The 15,166-nt window shown below is 64.2% G+C and carries 13 protein-coding genes; all 13 read right to left on the reverse strand.

The features are described from left to right. Positions 1–3: 3 nt before the first annotated feature. Positions 4–1,218 (reverse strand): sensor histidine kinase, encoded by a 1,215-nt coding sequence (locus ACUTAF_RS13255; RefSeq protein ID WP_445580402.1) that lies wholly within the window; start codon positions 1,216–1,218, stop codon positions 4–6. 394 nt (positions 1,219–1,612) lie between these two features. Continuing rightward, positions 1,613–3,085: a sigma-54 dependent transcriptional regulator gene (locus ACUTAF_RS13260; RefSeq protein WP_445580403.1), complete on the reverse strand. Its 1,473-nt coding sequence runs from the start codon at positions 3,083–3,085 to the stop codon at positions 1,613–1,615. Between the two features lie 262 nt (positions 3,086–3,347). After that, the gene (locus ACUTAF_RS13265; RefSeq protein ID WP_445580404.1) at positions 3,348–3,641 is read right to left on the reverse strand and encodes a flagellar protein FliT; all 294 of its coding nucleotides are present in this window, start codon (positions 3,639–3,641) and stop codon (positions 3,348–3,350) included. A gap of 25 nt (positions 3,642–3,666) precedes the next feature. Beyond that, complete coding sequence (fliS, locus tag ACUTAF_RS13270) at positions 3,667–4,047, reverse strand: flagellar export chaperone FliS (RefSeq protein WP_445580405.1); 381 nt, start codon at positions 4,045–4,047, stop codon at positions 3,667–3,669. Between the two features lie 70 nt (positions 4,048–4,117). Continuing rightward, complete coding sequence (gene fliS / locus ACUTAF_RS13275; protein ID WP_445580406.1) at positions 4,118–4,507, reverse strand: flagellar export chaperone FliS; 390 nt, start codon at positions 4,505–4,507, stop codon at positions 4,118–4,120. 3 nt (positions 4,508–4,510) lie between these two features. After that, a complete protein-coding gene (fliD, locus tag ACUTAF_RS13280) occupies positions 4,511–5,956 on the reverse strand; it encodes a flagellar filament capping protein FliD (RefSeq protein ID WP_445580407.1) in 1,446 nt (481 codons plus the stop codon). A gap of 78 nt (positions 5,957–6,034) precedes the next feature. Beyond that, the gene (locus ACUTAF_RS13285; protein ID WP_181564748.1) at positions 6,035–6,391 is read right to left on the reverse strand and encodes a flagellar protein FlaG; all 357 of its coding nucleotides are present in this window, start codon (positions 6,389–6,391) and stop codon (positions 6,035–6,037) included. A 75-nt stretch (positions 6,392–6,466) separates the two neighbouring features. Next, positions 6,467–7,999: a flagellin gene (locus tag ACUTAF_RS13290; protein ID WP_445582444.1), complete on the reverse strand. Its 1,533-nt coding sequence runs from the start codon at positions 7,997–7,999 to the stop codon at positions 6,467–6,469. Between the two features lie 479 nt (positions 8,000–8,478). Next, positions 8,479–9,738, reverse strand: coding sequence for a flagellar hook-associated protein FlgL (flgL, locus tag ACUTAF_RS13295; protein WP_445580408.1), 1,260 nt, complete (start codon positions 9,736–9,738; stop codon positions 8,479–8,481). A gap of 112 nt (positions 9,739–9,850) precedes the next feature. Then, on the reverse strand, positions 9,851–11,881 hold the full coding sequence (flgK, locus tag ACUTAF_RS13300; RefSeq protein ID WP_445580409.1) for a flagellar hook-associated protein FlgK: 2,031 nt from the start codon (positions 11,879–11,881) through the stop codon (positions 9,851–9,853). Between the two features lie 9 nt (positions 11,882–11,890). Then, positions 11,891–13,075: a flagellar assembly peptidoglycan hydrolase FlgJ gene (gene flgJ / locus ACUTAF_RS13305; protein ID WP_445580410.1), complete on the reverse strand. Its 1,185-nt coding sequence runs from the start codon at positions 13,073–13,075 to the stop codon at positions 11,891–11,893. Between the two features lie 14 nt (positions 13,076–13,089). Next, complete coding sequence (locus ACUTAF_RS13310; protein ID WP_445580411.1) at positions 13,090–14,427, reverse strand: flagellar basal body P-ring protein FlgI; 1,338 nt, start codon at positions 14,425–14,427, stop codon at positions 13,090–13,092. A 14-nt stretch (positions 14,428–14,441) separates the two neighbouring features. Beyond that, a complete protein-coding gene (flgH, locus tag ACUTAF_RS13315) occupies positions 14,442–15,140 on the reverse strand; it encodes a flagellar basal body L-ring protein FlgH (protein WP_445580412.1) in 699 nt (232 codons plus the stop codon). Positions 15,141–15,166 lie beyond the last annotated feature (26 nt).

The raw sequence follows: 15,166 nt of genomic DNA on the forward strand, positions 1-15,166 counted from the left end.
GGATCACTCCTGATTCATTCTGGGCGCCGCATCGAGCAGCGGCAGGGAAAGGATGGCGCAGGTGCCGCGACCGGCCCGCGATTGCAGCAGCAGCCGGCCCTGGTGGGCGCGCGCCACGGCCTTGACCACCGCCAGGCCGAGGCCGGTGCCGGTGGTCTTGGTGGTAAAGAAGGGTTCGCCCAGGCGCGCCAGGGTGGCGCTATCCATCCCCGGGCCGTTGTCGCTGATGCACATGCGCAGTTGGTTATCGCGGCGGTATAGATGGACCTTCAGGCGCGCATTGCGTCCAGCCGCCTGGATGGCGTTGTCGATCAGATTGAGCAGGGTGCCGACCAGGGTGTCGCGGTTGCACAGCAGCTCGCCGGCGCGGACGTCGCACTGCCAGCGCACCGTCATGTCGGCCACATGGGGCTCGGCGGCAGCACGCAGGGCGGCGAACAGCGCCTGCGGGCCGAGGCGGTCCGGCAGCGGCAGCTCGCCGCGGGCGAAGATCAGCATGTCGCGGACCTGGTTTTCCAGCTCGTGCAGGCGCTCCTTGAGACGCCCGGCGAAACGCTGCTGCTGCTCGGCCGGCAGCACTTGCTCGCTCAGGTGACTGGCGTACAGCAGCGCCGCCGATAACGGCGTGCGAATCTGATGGGCCAGCGAGGCGACCATGCGCCCGAGGGCGGACAGGCGCTCGTGACGCGACAACTGATCCTGCAAGCGCCGGGTCTCGGTCAGGTCAGTCAAAAGCACAAGCTGCCCCGGCTCGCCGTGCAGCGAACGGGTGGCGATGGACAGGCGGCGCCCGTCCTTCAGGGAGATTTCGTGGCCGTCGTCCTCGCGCGGGGCGAAGTTGCGCGCGATCACCTGGCGCCAGAGCATGCCGACCAGGGGCTGGCCGAGCAGCGCACGCGCCACCGGGTTGGCCTCGCGTACCACGCCCTGGCCGTCGATCACTATCACCCCGCCGGGCAGCAGGTCCAGCAGGCTCTGCAGGCGGTGGGCCAGACGTTCCTTCTCCGCCAGCTCCTGCATGCGCTGGGCACTGACCAGGGCCAGCTCGCCCTTGAGCTCATTGACCCGCGCCTCGAGCAGGCTGTAGGACTCGCTGAGCTGATTGGACATCTGATTGAACAGGGCGAAGGCCTGCTCCAGACCGGCGCGACTGGCTTGTTCCAGCGGCGCCGAAAGGCTCGACTCGTCTGGCTCGACGGGGCTGACGCTTGCTTTCATATTCTTCTCTCGCACAACGCACCGTCAGAAGACGGTCGGATGAGAGAGGTTTAGCAATCCCCGTGCCTACTTTTTTAACCTTATTTTTCAATGACTTGAAAAATAAGGCCGGAGACTGTGTCAAAGCTCCGGCTTTCGTTCCACTGCTTTCTTGGTCGGGGGGCGCCGAGAATCCGTCGGTGCGCACGACGCACCCTGCATAAGCCCGCTGGCCCGACATGGCGCCAGCCTTGTCCGGCGCCAGGCCACACACCCTAAGGGTGTAGGAGCCCAGCCCCGGGGCGAAGCCTTGCAGTTCGCGCTGCCAGCTCGACCGCCTTCGCCGCGGGGCGCGGCTCCTACAGAGGCTGCATGCTGTCGGTAAATGGCATTGTCCGGAGCGTGCCCAGGCGGGTCAGTCGTCCTGCCCGTCCTCTTCGCGGCGGCTCATGCCGTACTTGCGCATCTTCTCCACCAGGGTGGTGCGGCGGATGCGCAGGCGCTCGGCAGCTCGCGCCACCACACCGCCGGCATCGTCCAGCGCCTGCTGAATCAGGCCCTGTTCGAGATTGCCCAGGTAGTCCTTGAGGTCCAGCCCCTCCGGCGGCAGCATGGCCGGCGTATCGAGGCCCGGCAGGCCGACCATGATCGCCGCCCGCTCCTCCAGCTCGTCGCGCAGGCTGACGGCCATCTGCTCGTCCTCGTCGTCGACGTGACGGAATTTCTTCGGCAACTCGCCGACCCCGATCACGCCGTAGGGGTGCATGATCGCCATGCGCTCGACCAGATTGGCCAGCTCGCGCACGTTGCCCGCCCAGTCGTGGCGGCACAGCGACATGATGGCTGCCGAGTTGAAACGAATCGAGCCGCGCTTCTCGTGTTCCATGCGCGAGATCAGCTCGTTCATCAGCAGCGGAATGTCCTCGATGCGCTCGCGCAGCGGCGCCATCTCGATGGGGAAGACGTTCAGGCGGTAGTACAGGTCCTCGCGGAAGCTGCCGTCCTCGATCATCTTCTCCAGATTCTTGTGGGTGGCGGCGATGATGCGCACGTCGGCGCTCTGCGTCTTGTTGCTGCCGACCCGTTCGAAGGTGCGCTCCTGCAGCACGCGCAGCAGCTTGACCTGCATCGGCAGCGGCATGTCGCCGATCTCGTCGAGGAACAGGGTGCCACCATTGGCCAGTTCGAAACGTCCTGCCCGACTGGTGATGGCGCCGGTGAAGGCCCCCTTCTCGTGGCCGAACAGCTCGCTCTCCAACAGTTCGGCGGGAATGGCGCCGCAGTTGACCGGCACGAACGGCGCGTCGCGACGCTTGGAGTGATAGTGCAGGTTGCGCGCCACCACTTCCTTGCCAGTGCCGGACTCGCCCAGGATCAGCACGCTGGCATCGGTATCGGCTACCTGTTGCATCATCTGCCGCACTTGCTGGATGGCGCGACTGGTGCCGACCAGGCTGCGGAACAGGTTGGGTTCGCGCTGACGACCGCGATCACGCGCCTGGTCGTACATCTCGCGATAGACCTGGGCACGATGCAGGGAATCGAGCAGCTTGTTGTAGCTCAGCGGGGTTTCCAGGCCGGTCAATACCCGCCTGCGCAACTCCTCGGGCCAGTCGCTGGCGGCCGTTTCGCCGAGCGTCAGCAGCGGCAGAAATTCATCCCAGGCGGCAATCTGCTTGGTCAGTTCGAGAGCGCCACCCTTGGACTGCACCTCCCCCAACAGCACGCTGAGCACGTCGCGGCTGGAATCGAGACCAGCGACGGCATCGCGCCAATCCTGGCTCCCGCAGGCAAGATGCTCCTCTCCCAGGAAATTCAGAACGATCGCCGTCTCATGGCGGCGCGCGGCATTGTCGTCAATCAGCAGGATCTTGGTTTCACGCCACATCTTGTATTTGTCTGGCTCAAGGGGTGAAGGATATCGCCCGCCAAAACCTCGGCAGGCGCCAGCAATTAGCCACTAGTAAAGTCAATAAACCGGACAATGTCAATTTTATGGCGTAACTTTTTTGCCCCGCCCTTAGAATAGCTAGGCAATTGACGGCCAGAACGGGTAGTAGCCAGAAAGGAGAGAAAAGAAGCGAAGCGAACCCGAGGGAAAGGAACGAGCTGGCCGGGTGCCCGGCCAAGCTCGGAAGAATACGGCGAAATCAACCGAACAGCTGATAGACCTTGGCGCCCTGGCGGGACTGGTTGAGCTGCAACAATTCGCCGGCCAGGCGCTGCTGCTCGGCCTGGCAAACGGCGACCAGCTGTCGATAGAGCGCCAACAGGTTTTCCATGCTGCTGCGCAACTGCTCTTCGTCGCCGCCCTCCACCATCGCCGCCTCGACCGCCATGCGGCACTGCAGGTCCAGCTCGCCGATGGCTGCCCAGTCCTGCTTGTCCAAGGCGTCGCGCAAGGCCATGCCGGTTTCCTGCAAATGCTGGACGGTAGCGTTCATAAACCTCTCCTCTGACGCCTCGCCATTACTGGGCGATGGCATCCCAACCGGATTTGACCTCGCGCAGCAGCGCGGCCACTTCTTCGAGCAGCGCCGGCTCGTTGCTGCGATTGGCCTGCAGCAGTCGCCCCGTCATGTATTCGTAAAGACTATCCAGATTAGCTGCCAACTCGCCACCCTGACGATGATCCAGCGCCTCGCGCAAGCCACCGACGATGGCGATGCTCTTGCCGATCAGTTCGCCTTTCAGCTCCGTCTGACCGCGCTCCATGGCGCCACGCGCCTGGGCGATACGGGTCAGACCGCCTTCCATCAGCATCTGGATCAAGCGATGGGGACTGGCTTCGAGGGCCTGAGCCTGGGTGTTGACGGTCTGGTACTGCTTGAGGGCCGCCATTGCATTCATCGTCGCTCTCGCTCTGCTGTTTGGCTGATACCTGGAGTATCGGCCCTGGCCGGCAAAGCTTTAGGCGAATTTAGCTCGCCGATCTGGACTCAACCTCGGGGCCGATGGCGTCCCAGGCCTCCTTGATCTGGCTCAGCAGGGCCTGCACCTCGTCAAGGCTGCGCGGCGTGTCGTCCAGCGCCACGCCGGCCAGACGCCGGGTCATATAGTCATACAGCGCGTCGAGGTTCTCGGCGATCTCGCCGCCCAGCTCCTTGTCCAGCCCGGCCTGCAATGCGCCGATGATGGACAGGGTGCTGCCGACGGCCAGGCCGCGCACCTCCGGATTGCCCTCGAGCTGCGCATGGCGCGCCAGGGACAGTCGCTCCAGGGCGCCTTGCAGCAATAGCTGGACGATACGGTAGGGACTGACGTCCTGAGCGGTATTGACCGTCTTGTAGGTGTCGATCGGGTTACTCATTGCTCAACTGTCCTTCTTCACCACGCCGGGCAGGCTGCCCAGCGCCTGCGCTAGGCGATCGCCAGTCTGACTCAACTGCCCTACCAGCGAGTCCATGGCGTTGAACTGGGCGAATAGGCGAGTCTGCAGCTGTTCGATACGGCGATTGAGGGTTTCTCTCTGCTTGTCGATACCGCTGATGGTGGTTTGCAGTCCCTTCATACGCTCATCGAGAATGCCGCCGACTTGCGTGTAGCCCTCGATACGCTGCTCGAGGCGCTTCATCAAGCCGCTGTCTCCGGTGAAAAAGGCACCCACTGCGTCGTAGTTATCCTTGAGTGCGGTATCGAGTTTGCCATCGTCGATCTTCAGCGTGCCGTCTTTCTGCGTGGTGATGCCCAGGTCGGCCAGGATGCGCACGGCATCCCCCGATTCACCGCCGGGATTGACCAGCTCGTTGCGCACGCTGCCGAGCAGGGTACGCACTGTGGCATCGCCCACCAGGCCGCCGACGACCGGCGCCTTGCCCTCGCCGACCTGGGTGACATTGGTCAACTGGCTGGTGGTCGAGACCAATTTGTTGTAGGTATCGACGAACTTCTTGATGCTGCTTTTGACCCCGGCATTGTCCTGCCCGACGGTCACGGTCAGCGGCTTGTCCGCTTCAGTCTTGCCGACCAGATTCAGCGTCACGTCGGGGATCGCGTTGCTGATGGTATTGCTGGCACTGCTCAGGCTCAGGCCGTCGATCTTGAACTCGGCGTTCAGGGCCAGTTCGAGGTAGCCCGCGGCAGAGCCACTAACCGCGGCGAGCGTACCCACGGGATTGCCCGGGTCGCTGTAGTCGATGCTGCCGATGGCCAGATCGGCGAGCGCAGCATCAGGCGTCTCGATATAGATGTCCTTGCCAGCGCCGGTTTCCTTGGCATTTAGCACCAGACGCGAGGTGCCTCCGGCCGGGTCGTTGACGATATTGGCGGTGACCCCTTTGTCCTTCAGCGCTGCGTTGAGCTTGTCACGGATCGCGGCCAGGTCATCGCCCGACTCGATAGCCACCTCGACGCCGGCTTCGTCGCCAGCGCCCAGCTTGACCGTCAGGGTGCCCGCCCCTGCGGCGCTGAAGCCCGAGGCTAGAGCCTGGGTCGCCACCTTGCTGGCACTCGCCAGGCGCCCGACCTCGACCTGATAACTACCGGCCAAAGCCGCACTGCCGGCACTGGCCGTCAACGCGGCGGTATTGGACGAAGTAGCCGTGCGCTTCTCGAACAACGACGAGTTATTGAGCTCCTTGAGCGCCGTCTGCAGTTCGCTCAAGGCGCTCTTGAGCTGGCCCAGGGCGGAGAACTTGGTGGTAGAGGCCTTCTCCAGACGCGCCAGTTGCGCCTCCTTGGGCGCCCGTTCGGCGTTGACCATGGCACCGACGATGCTATTGATATCGATGCCGGAGCCAATTCCCGTTATGCCAGCCATAAGTTCCACCTCGCCAATGGGTTGACGCGAACACCACGCCAACGCGCAGAATCAGCAATAAACGTACCAGCCATGCGCTCAGGCCTGGGCGTTGAACAGCAGGCTACGTACCTCATCCAGGGTTTCGGCCAGACGCAGCGCTTCTTCAGAGGGAATCTGACGAATGACCTCGCCCGATACGCCGTCGGTCACCTTGACCACCACCCGCCCGGTCGAGTCGTCCAGGCTGAAATTCAGGTTGCGCTGAATGCTCTGGGCAAATTCGCGGATGCTGGATACCGCCTCCTCCACCGGCTGACGCCCGATCTCTTGCGATTGCAATGCAGGTTGACGATCCTCCGGCGCTTTTTGCGCCGAGACAGACGCGCCCGCGTCGCTGCGCGACGCACCGACAGATGCCGGCTTGGGAATACCGCCAAGCAGATTGATTTCCATAACTTCACCTCAAATGGCAAAGCGGGGAGTAGCGCAAGCGCTACTCCCCGTGGTTCACAGCAACCAGCCTCAAGCTTAACGCAGCAGGCTGAGGACCGCCTGCGGCAGCTGGTTGGCCTGGGCCAGGATCGCGGTACCGGCCTGTTGCAGCACCTGGTTTTTGCTCAGGTTGGCGGTTTCGGCGGCGAAGTCGGTGTCCTGGATACGGCCGCGGGCAGCCGATACGTTTTCCGAGATGTTCTGCAGGTTGGAGATGGTGTTCTCAAAGCGATTCTGCACGGCACCGAGAGCCGCACGATTCCTGTCGATACCGGCGATGGCCGCGTCGATCACCGCAATAGCGCTTTGAGCACCATCGGCCGTGCTGATATCAACGTCGGAAACCTTGGCCAGTGAAGACAGGCTGTCGGTTGTTCCGGCCAGGATCGTGGCAGCGTTGGCGCCACTCACCTGAAAAGACGAGCTGCTATCCATGCGGACGTTACCGGTAATGATGGTGCTATCAGTGCCAGCACTGGTAAGCGTCGCAGTTTCCGGAGTGGCAAAGGATTTTCCTTCGTAATCCATATTCTCGACAGCGACAGTCGCTGCATCAGCAGTGCCGTCCCCATCAGTGTCAACGGCGAAGTTCGCAATCTCGATATTATCGCCGTTCTCGTTGGTCAGGGTGATGCTCTTCCTATCCTCGGAGATGGCGGCGCTGATGCCGGTGGTAGAGCTTTGCGTATTGATGGAGGTTGCGAGGTCGCGCAGGTCATCCTTGTTGGCAACGACAGCGCTAACGGTGGTTGCAGTTCCATCCTTGCCGGTCAAGCTGAAACTTACGGAGCCGGCATCGCTGAGTGCGGAGAGCTTGACCACGGTCCGCGCATCAGCAGTCACCCCAGTACTACCGGTGATGCCGTTGACCGCAGAGGCCACATCTGCCGCCGACGAATCAGCCGCAATCTCGGCAGTCGTCTCAGAGCCCGCAGAGCCCGTGACGGTCAAAGTAGCACTAGCAGCACCAAGCCCCGATACAGATGGCCCAGCAGTCAAATCTGCAACAGGAGCAATTATCTGCCCCACACCGGAACCTGCCAGATTCACACGATTGGCACCAACATCCGAAGCACGGGCAGAGTTGATGGCAACACCGATGGTCTCGTTGGCATTGGAACCGACCTGGAACAATTTAGTGCCGAACTCACCATTCATAAGCTTCTGACCACCAAAAGTGGTGGTATCGGCAATACGATTCAGCTCTTCCTTAAGTTGCGCCACTTCCTGATTCAAAGCCTGGCGTTCGGTCGTAGAGTTACTGCCGTTGGCCGACTGCAGGGACAGGTCACGCATACGCTGCAGGATATTGGTCGACTGCTGCAGGGCGCCTTCGGCGGTCTGCGCCAGGGAGATACCGTCGTTGGCGTTGCGCACCGCAACGTTCAAGCCATTGATCTGGCTAGTCAGACGGTTGGAGATCTGCAGGCCGGCGGCGTCGTCCTTGGCGGAATTGATGCGCGAACCGGTGGACAGACGCTGCAGGGAAGTATCCAGCGCCTTGGACGAGGAGTTCAGGTTGCGCTGAGTGTTCAGGGACGCAATGTTGGTATTGACGGTAAGGGCCATGGTGTTGCCTCCAATGGGCTGGTACTCAGATGAGCCGGGTGCTGCGAGCGCTTGGGCGGTCGCCTTGCTCAGGCACCCAGTTACTTCGCATTCGTGATTTGTATCGGCGCCCCCGGTGATGGCTTTAGGCTTTTTTCGAGTTTTTTGTGGATTTTTTTTTTGTGTTTTAAAACAGCTGGTTATGGGGATGTCCGGATCGATGCAGAGGGTTCGCCAAAGGGTTGTCGGGCTGGATGGCGATTGGCTGCTGCGAAAAACGGTAGCCCCGGGCTGATACCACTCAATCAAGCGGTTTGCCCATGCTGTAGGAGCCGCGCCCCGCGGCGAATCCACTCGGGCAGACGGCGCAAATAACAAAAGCTTCGCCCCGGAGCGGGGCTCCTACAGTCGACATTCGTAGCCTGGAATCACGCCCCGCGAAGTGGGCCGGGAACAGCTTCGCGGATAAATCCGCTCCTACACCCAGCGCCGCAAACCCGTCAGCGCAGCTGATTGAACAGGTTGAGCCCGGCGATCTTCACGTAGCTCTGCTGCGCCGCCTCGAGGATCACCGACTGGAAGGCCAGGCGCGACAGCGCCTCGGCGTAGTCCAGTTCGCGCAGTTCGGCCTGCACCGACTTGTTGACCAGGGTGACGTCCTCATTGTCGGTCAGCGAGGTTTCCACCACATTGAGCCGCGCGCCGATCTGCCCGCGCACCTGATCCAGGGCCACCATATTGTTGTCCAGATTGGTGAGGCCCAGCGCCACCGCATCGCGCACCTGGCGATTGCCCTCCCCGCTATCGGCCGCGTCTTCCAGCGCCTGGCGCAGAGTCGCAATCGTATTGAGGATGCCGACCTTGTTGGCAGGTGCAGTGGCGGGGTCGCTGTCCGGCGGCTGCACGGTGTAGCTCGTGCCGGCGGGCGGTACGCCGTTGACATGGAAGGCCACGCCGCCGTACTGCACCAGGCTGTCCTGCCCCTCCACCAGACGTCGGCTGACCGGCGTGCCATCCACCCCGTTCTCGTCCACCGGGGTCAGGGTATAGGCCAGCGGGTCGGCCGGGTCGTTGAAGTCGAGGCGAATGCCGCCGGCAGGGAAGCTGGCGAAGGCCACCTCATCATCGACCAGCGCGCCGCTGACGACGGGCGCAGCCGGCGCCGCCGGATTGCCACCGATGCTCAGGCGCGCGGCATTGCGGCCGCTGTCGAAGATCGCCCGGCCGCTGTCGCTGATCGGCAGCTCCAAGGAGCTGGCGATCTGCAGTTTGCGCTGGCCGTCGTCGCCCTGGTACAGATAGCTGCCGTCGGCCGTGCGCAGATAGGGTTGGGTCTTGCCCTGGAAGCCGGCGAACAGGTATTCGCCGCGGGCGTTGCGGGTGTTCATCAGCGCCAGCAGTTCCTCCTCGCGCTGCCCCAGCTCGGCGGCTATGGACTGGCGGTCGGTCTGGCTGAGCGCGCCATTGCCGGCCTGCACCGCCAGCTCGCGTACCCGCTGCAACACGGTGTTGACCGAACCCAGGGTCACCTCCTCCTGAGTCAGGCTGTTCTTCGCCGCTGTCAGGTTGGCCTGGTACTGGCTCAGCACCGACTGCTGCTGCTCGAGTTGCAGCAGGCGCACCGAGGCCACCGGGTCGTCCGCCGGGGTGAGGATGCGGTTGCCGGTGCTGATCTGTTCCTGGGTGCGGATGGCGTTGGCGTAGTTGCGCTGCAGGCCGGAAACCCCGTTGTTGAACGCCTGGATGGTGGAGATGCGCATGCTCTGGCCTCTTGTGGCAATGCGGGTAGGGCCCGTGTCTGGCCGGTCCTCACCCTAGCCCTCTCCCGGAGGGAGGGGGGATTGTTCTGCGCACGGATAAAATCGCGCGTATCTATCTGAAGGTATTGATCAAGGTATCGAACAAACTGCGGGCAACTTGAATGATCTGCGCCGAGGCGTTGTAGTACTGCTCGAACTTGATCAGGTTGGCCGCCTCTTCGTCCAGGTTGACCCCCGACAGCGCATCGCGGTTGTCGGTGGCCTGCTTGAGAATCGCCGTGGTCGCCTCGCCGTCCAGGCGTGCCTGGGCGGTCAGGGTGCCGACCCGCTCGACCAGATCGCCGTAGCCATCGGAGAAACTCACCCCGGTACTCCCTGGCGCAGCGGAGTCGACGCCGACGGTCGCCTTGGATTGCAAGTCGGCCAGCTTCAGCGCGTTGCGGTTGTCGGAGACACCATTGGCATTGAAGGCGACGGAGAAGGTATCGCCTTCCTGCGGGCGGCCGCTGAGGGTCAGGCGCAGGGTGCTGCCGTCCGCCAGCTGCAATTCGTAGCTGTTGGTCTGTCCGGGCTGGAAGGTGGCCGGGGTAGCGGCCGTACCGTCGGCGTTGATGCGGGTCAGCGTAGCGCCGGCCGGAGCCGTGAAGTCGCCGGCGGCCTCGTCGTAGGTCAGGGTCACCGGCAAGGCACCGGTGAGGCTGGCGAGGTTCAGCACGGACTGCAGATCGGGCTGGCTGATGGCGCCAGTACCACGGTTCTGCAGGTTGGCTTCGGCGCGCACCGGAGCGGCAAAAGCCAGCTGGTCCGGCTGATCGAGCACCGCGGTGATATCGCTGGCGCCGCGACGAGTCGGCTGCAGCAGGAAGAGATCGCCCGCCGCTGGCGCCGGCGTCCCCACCTCGAGGGTGAAGCCCTGGTCGCGCGTAGTACCCAGGCTATCGGTATGACTGAACGTCAACACGCCGCTACCTGGCGGGTCTTCCTGCACATCGATGGTCGCATTGTCGCTAAGCCGGCGCGCCGTATAGTTGGTGCCGTCGAACTCCAGACGGTAATCGCTGGCAGTCAGCAGGCTGGTGTCGCTGATACTGAGCAGCGGCTGGGCATTGCCGCTGTTGCTGCTGAAGGCACGTACGCGCAGCGCCGCCAACGCCGGGTCGTTGTAATCGCCGAACAGCGCAGTGCCCACATCCCCCTTGAGGTCGAGGCCCTGCCCCAGCTGGCTGTTGACCTGATCGCTGACCGCCAACGCCAGACGGCCGAGAGAATTGAAGGTGGAATCCAGCACTTCCTGGCGATAGCGGATCAGGCCACCCAGTTCGCCGCCGCTGAGCTGGGTGGTGATGGTCTGACGCGAGTTGCCGCTGACGAACTGCACCTCGAAACGCGTAGGGTCGCCCTGTCCCGGCCCGACCTCCAGCTTATTGGCGGTGGCACCGACCACCAATGGCTGGCCGCTTCCGATGAAGAGGTTGTAGCTGCTGTCGTCCTGCGGCACCACAGTGACGCCGATATAGGTGGACAGTTGACGCACCGCCTCGTCGCGGGCATCGAGCAAGTCGTTGGGCTGCTGGCCGTTGGCCGCGGCAGTGGCGATGGCATTGTTCAGGCTGGCGACACTGGTGGCCAGGCGGTTGACCTGGTCGCTGACCGCCACCATCTGCTTATTGAGAAAGTTGTTCTGCTCGTTCAATCGCTCGTAGACGGTATTGAAGCGCCGCGCCAGGCCCTCGGCCTCGGACAGCACCAGTTGCCGCGCCGGGACATTGGCCGGGTCTTCGGCCGCAGTCTGCAACGCGGCGAAGAACGACTGCAGCGAAGGGGTGATACCTGTGGTGGAGCCGGCCAGCAGCGCGTCGAGCTGATCGATCTGGCTCTTGTAGGCCGCCACGTCGCTGGCCAGGGCGGTGCTGGAGCGCTGCTGGCTGGTGAGGAACTCGCTGTAGCTGCGACGGATGTCGGTCAGCGTGGTGCCCGAACCTATATAGCCGACGCCAACGAATTGCGGGGTGCGCGTGGCCTGCACGGCATCCTGGCGGGTATAGCCGGACGTGTTGACGTTGGTGATGTTATGACCGGTGACGCTGAGCTGGGTCTTGCTCGCCGAGAGCCCGGACAGGCCAATATTGAGTAGGTCAGCCATGCTTCAGCCTCAGGTCCTGGTGGTGGCGCTATCGGCAGCGGCCACCGCCTGATAGGTCTGCATCTTGCGGGCGATCTGGGCGATCTTGCGCGCGTAGTTGGGATCGGTGGCGTAACCGGCCTGCTGCAGTTCCTTGACGAAACGCTCCGGATTCTCGGTGGCGCCCAGCGCCTTCTGGTAGCGGCCATTGCTCTGCAGGAAGCTGACGTAGTCGTCGAAGCTCTGCGCATAGGAGTCGTAGGCGCGGAAGTTGGCCGCCTCCCTGACCGCCTTGCCGCCCTTGTACTCGGTGGTCAGCACGCGCGCCGACTCGCCGTCCCAGCTGTTGTGGCTCTTGATGCCGAACAGGTTGTGGCTGCTTTCGCCGTCGCGGGTGCGGATGATCGACTTGCCCCAGCCGGTTTCCAGCGCGGCCTGGGCTACCAGGTAGCGCGGGTCGACGCCGATCTTCTCTGCCGCCGCCTCGGCCATCGGCAGCATGGTGGCGACGAACTCCTGCGGCGAGGCGAACGCGGCCTTGCCCGGCGCCAGCGGCGGCTGGGCGATGCGCCGGCCGCTGATGGCGTCGCTGCCGGCCAGGCTCAGACCATCGGCCTTGGGGGCGGCGAAGGCCTGCGCCGGAATCCAGTCGCCACCGGCCAGGGCCTTGCCCTCGCCTTCACCGGCAGGCGGCACGATGCCGGCCAGCAGGCGGTCGGCCAGCTTGCCCGGCACCGCCAGGCGGCGGCGGTTGAGCAGCGCGACCTCGTCACGGAAACCTTCGCTGTCGGCCAGCTTTTCGGCCTCGGCCGCGCGCGTCCCGCTCACCGGCTGTTCGATCTGGGCGAAGGGATTGGGTCGACTGAAGGGCTGCTTGAGCTTGGACATCTGCCGCACCAGCACGTCGGCCAGGCCGATGCCGCGCCCTTCCTTGGCCAGGGTCACCGACAGCTGCTGGTCGTGCATGTCCTGGTAGGTCTTGCTCTCGTTGCTGTTCATGAAATTGCCCTCGCCGAACGCGGCGTTGGCCGAGCGCATGGCCTTGAGCATCTCGTTCATGAACAGCGACTCGAATTCCTCGGCGACCTTGCGGATGTTCTGCTCGCTGTCGCCGCCCACCTTGAACTGGTTCAGGCGGTTCAGGTCGGTGAAGGCGCCGCTGTCGATGGGGCTCTTGCCGTTGCCGAGCAAACCGGCGCTAAGTCGCGAGTCCATGGTCCGTACCTCTCTCAGATCACGATCAGGTCGGCCTGGAGAGCGCCGGCTTGCTTGAGCGCCTCGAGGATGGCCATCAGGTCGGAAGGCGCGGCGCCCACCTGGTTAACCGCACGCACGATCTCGTCGAGGCTGGTGCCGGGGGCGAACTTGAACATCGGCTTGGCCTCCTGCTCGGCCCCGACCCGCGAGCGCGGCACCACGGCAGTCTGGCCGCCGGAGAAGGCCTCGGGCTGGCTGACGATGGGGTCTTCGGTGATGGTCACGGTCAGGCTGCCGTGGGTCACCGCGGCCGGCTGCACCCTCACGTTCTGGCCGATGACGATGGTGCCGGTGCGCGAGTTGATGATCACCTTGGCCACCGCCTGGCCGGCCTGCACTTCGAGGTTCTCCAGGATCGACAGGTAGTCGACGCGCTGGTTGGGATCGAGCGGCGCGCTGACGCGGATCGAACCACCGTCGATGGCCTGGGCCACGCCCGGGCCGAGCAGGTCGTTGATCTGGTCGACGATGTTCTTCGCCGTGGTGAAGTCCGGGCGGTTGAGGTTCAGGGTCAGCGTGTTGCCCTGGTCGAAGCCGCTGGGCACCGGGCGCTCCACCGTGGCGCCGCCGGGGATGCGTCCGGCCGAAGGCACGTTGACGGTGATACGCGAGCCGTCGCCGCCCTCGGCATCGAAGCCGCCGACCACCAGGTTGCCCTGGGCGATGGCGTAGACGTTGCCGTCGATGCCCTTGAGCGGGGTCATCAGCAGGCTGCCGCCGCGCAGGCTCTTGGCGTTGCCGATGGAGGAAATGGTGATGTCGATGGTCTGCCCGGGCTTGGCGAACGGCGGCAGGTCGGCATGCACCGATACCGCAGCGACGTTCTTCAGCTGCACGTTGCCACCCGGCGGCACCTTGATGCCGAACTGCGCCAGCATGTTGTTGAAGGTCTGCACGGTGAAGGGGGTCTGGGTGGTCTGGTCGCCACTGCCGTTGAGGCCCACGACCAGGCCGTAGCCGATCAGCTGGTTGCTGCGCACGCCCTGGATCGAGGCCAGGTCCTTGAGTCGCTCGGCCTGGGTCGGCAGGCTCAGCAGCAGGCACGCCAGCAGGGTCGCCAGCAGCAGCCAGTCGTTGGCGCCACGGCGGCGATAGCCGCGGTGGGCGGCGGCGAATTGCCGGCGGCAGGAGGCGCCCTGCAGCGGCTGCGCCTTGGTTGCCGGACGCAACGCCGACAGCAGCGGATGGCGCGGGCGAGCCGGCGCGACGGCGAAGGCCGCGCGTGCGGAGCCCGTGCCGACGAAGCGCGCGCAGTACTGCGCCAGGCGACTCGCAGCCGAAGAAGGAACGTGGGCCAGCCAGGATTTCATCAGTACAGCCTCGCTCAGAACGGCCACATCGGGCTGAGGAAGAAGCGGCTCAGCCAGCCCGGCTGGCTGGCGTCGGCGAAGGCGCCGGTGCCGGAATAGGTGATGCGCGCATCGGCCACCCGGGTCGAGGCCACGGTGTTGTCGGTGGCGATGTCGTCGGCGCGAACCAGCCCGGAGATGCGCACCAGCTCGTCGCCGGTGTTGAGGGTCATCCACTTCTCGCCGCGCACGGCGAGGATGCCGTTGGGCAGCACCTCGGCGACGGTGACGGTGATCGAGCCGGACAGGCTGTTGCTCTGCCCCGCCTGGCTGGAACCACTGGCATCACGCGAACCGGAGAACTCGGTGTCCAGGGTCATGCGGCCACCGGTGAGCGGATTGGTTGCCGATACACCGCCGCCGAACAGGGCGCCCATGCTCATGTTGGCGCTGCTGTCCTTCTCCATATCGCTGTTGGCGTTCTTGCTGGCCTGGGTGCGCTCGTTGAGGGTGATGGTAATGATGTCGCCGACGCGGAAGGCCTTGCGGTCGTCGTACAGGCCATTCTCGAAGCCGGCCTGGTAGATCGAGCCGTTGTTCTGCGCCGCCGGCAGCGGCGTGCGCGGCAACACCGGGGCGTAATAGGGATCGTCCGGCTTGGCTGTCGGCGCCACGCAGCCGCTGCCGAGCAGCAGGCCGGCCAACAGGGGGAAACAGAATATTTGCCGGTTCATGACCACTACCTCGCGGCGTTCACAAC

The sequence above is a fragment of the Pseudomonas sp. SP16.1 genome (genome assembly GCF_052682975.1).

What these genes read in the sequence shown, in the direction of transcription:
- ACUTAF_RS13255 (WP_445580402.1), bottom strand. Translation starts at nt 1,218, where the DNA reads ATGAAAGCAAGCGTCAGCCCCGTCGAGCCAGACGAGTCGAGCCTTTCG.
- ACUTAF_RS13260 (WP_445580403.1), bottom strand. Translation starts at nt 3,085, where the DNA reads ATGTGGCGTGAAACCAAGATCCTGCTGATTGACGACAATGCCGCGCGC.
- ACUTAF_RS13265 (WP_445580404.1), bottom strand. Translation starts at nt 3,641, where the DNA reads ATGAACGCTACCGTCCAGCATTTGCAGGAAACCGGCATGGCCTTGCGC.
- fliS (WP_445580405.1), bottom strand. Translation starts at nt 4,047, where the DNA reads ATGAATGCAATGGCGGCCCTCAAGCAGTACCAGACCGTCAACACCCAG.
- fliS (WP_445580406.1), bottom strand. Translation starts at nt 4,507, where the DNA reads ATGAGTAACCCGATCGACACCTACAAGACGGTCAATACCGCTCAGGAC.
- fliD (WP_445580407.1), bottom strand. Translation starts at nt 5,956, where the DNA reads ATGGCTGGCATAACGGGAATTGGCTCCGGCATCGATATCAATAGCATC.
- ACUTAF_RS13285 (WP_181564748.1), bottom strand. Translation starts at nt 6,391, where the DNA reads ATGGAAATCAATCTGCTTGGCGGTATTCCCAAGCCGGCATCTGTCGGT.
- ACUTAF_RS13290 (WP_445582444.1), bottom strand. Translation starts at nt 7,999, where the DNA reads ATGGCCCTTACCGTCAATACCAACATTGCGTCCCTGAACACTCAGCGC.
- flgL (WP_445580408.1), bottom strand. Translation starts at nt 9,738, where the DNA reads ATGCGCATCTCCACCATCCAGGCGTTCAACAACGGGGTTTCCGGCCTG.
- flgK (WP_445580409.1), bottom strand. Translation starts at nt 11,881, where the DNA reads ATGGCTGACCTACTCAATATTGGCCTGTCCGGGCTCTCGGCGAGCAAG.
- flgJ (WP_445580410.1), bottom strand. Translation starts at nt 13,075, where the DNA reads ATGGACTCGCGACTTAGCGCCGGTTTGCTCGGCAACGGCAAGAGCCCC.
- ACUTAF_RS13310 (WP_445580411.1), bottom strand. Translation starts at nt 14,427, where the DNA reads ATGAAATCCTGGCTGGCCCACGTTCCTTCTTCGGCTGCGAGTCGCCTG.
- flgH (WP_445580412.1), bottom strand. Translation starts at nt 15,140, where the DNA reads ATGAACCGGCAAATATTCTGTTTCCCCCTGTTGGCCGGCCTGCTGCTC.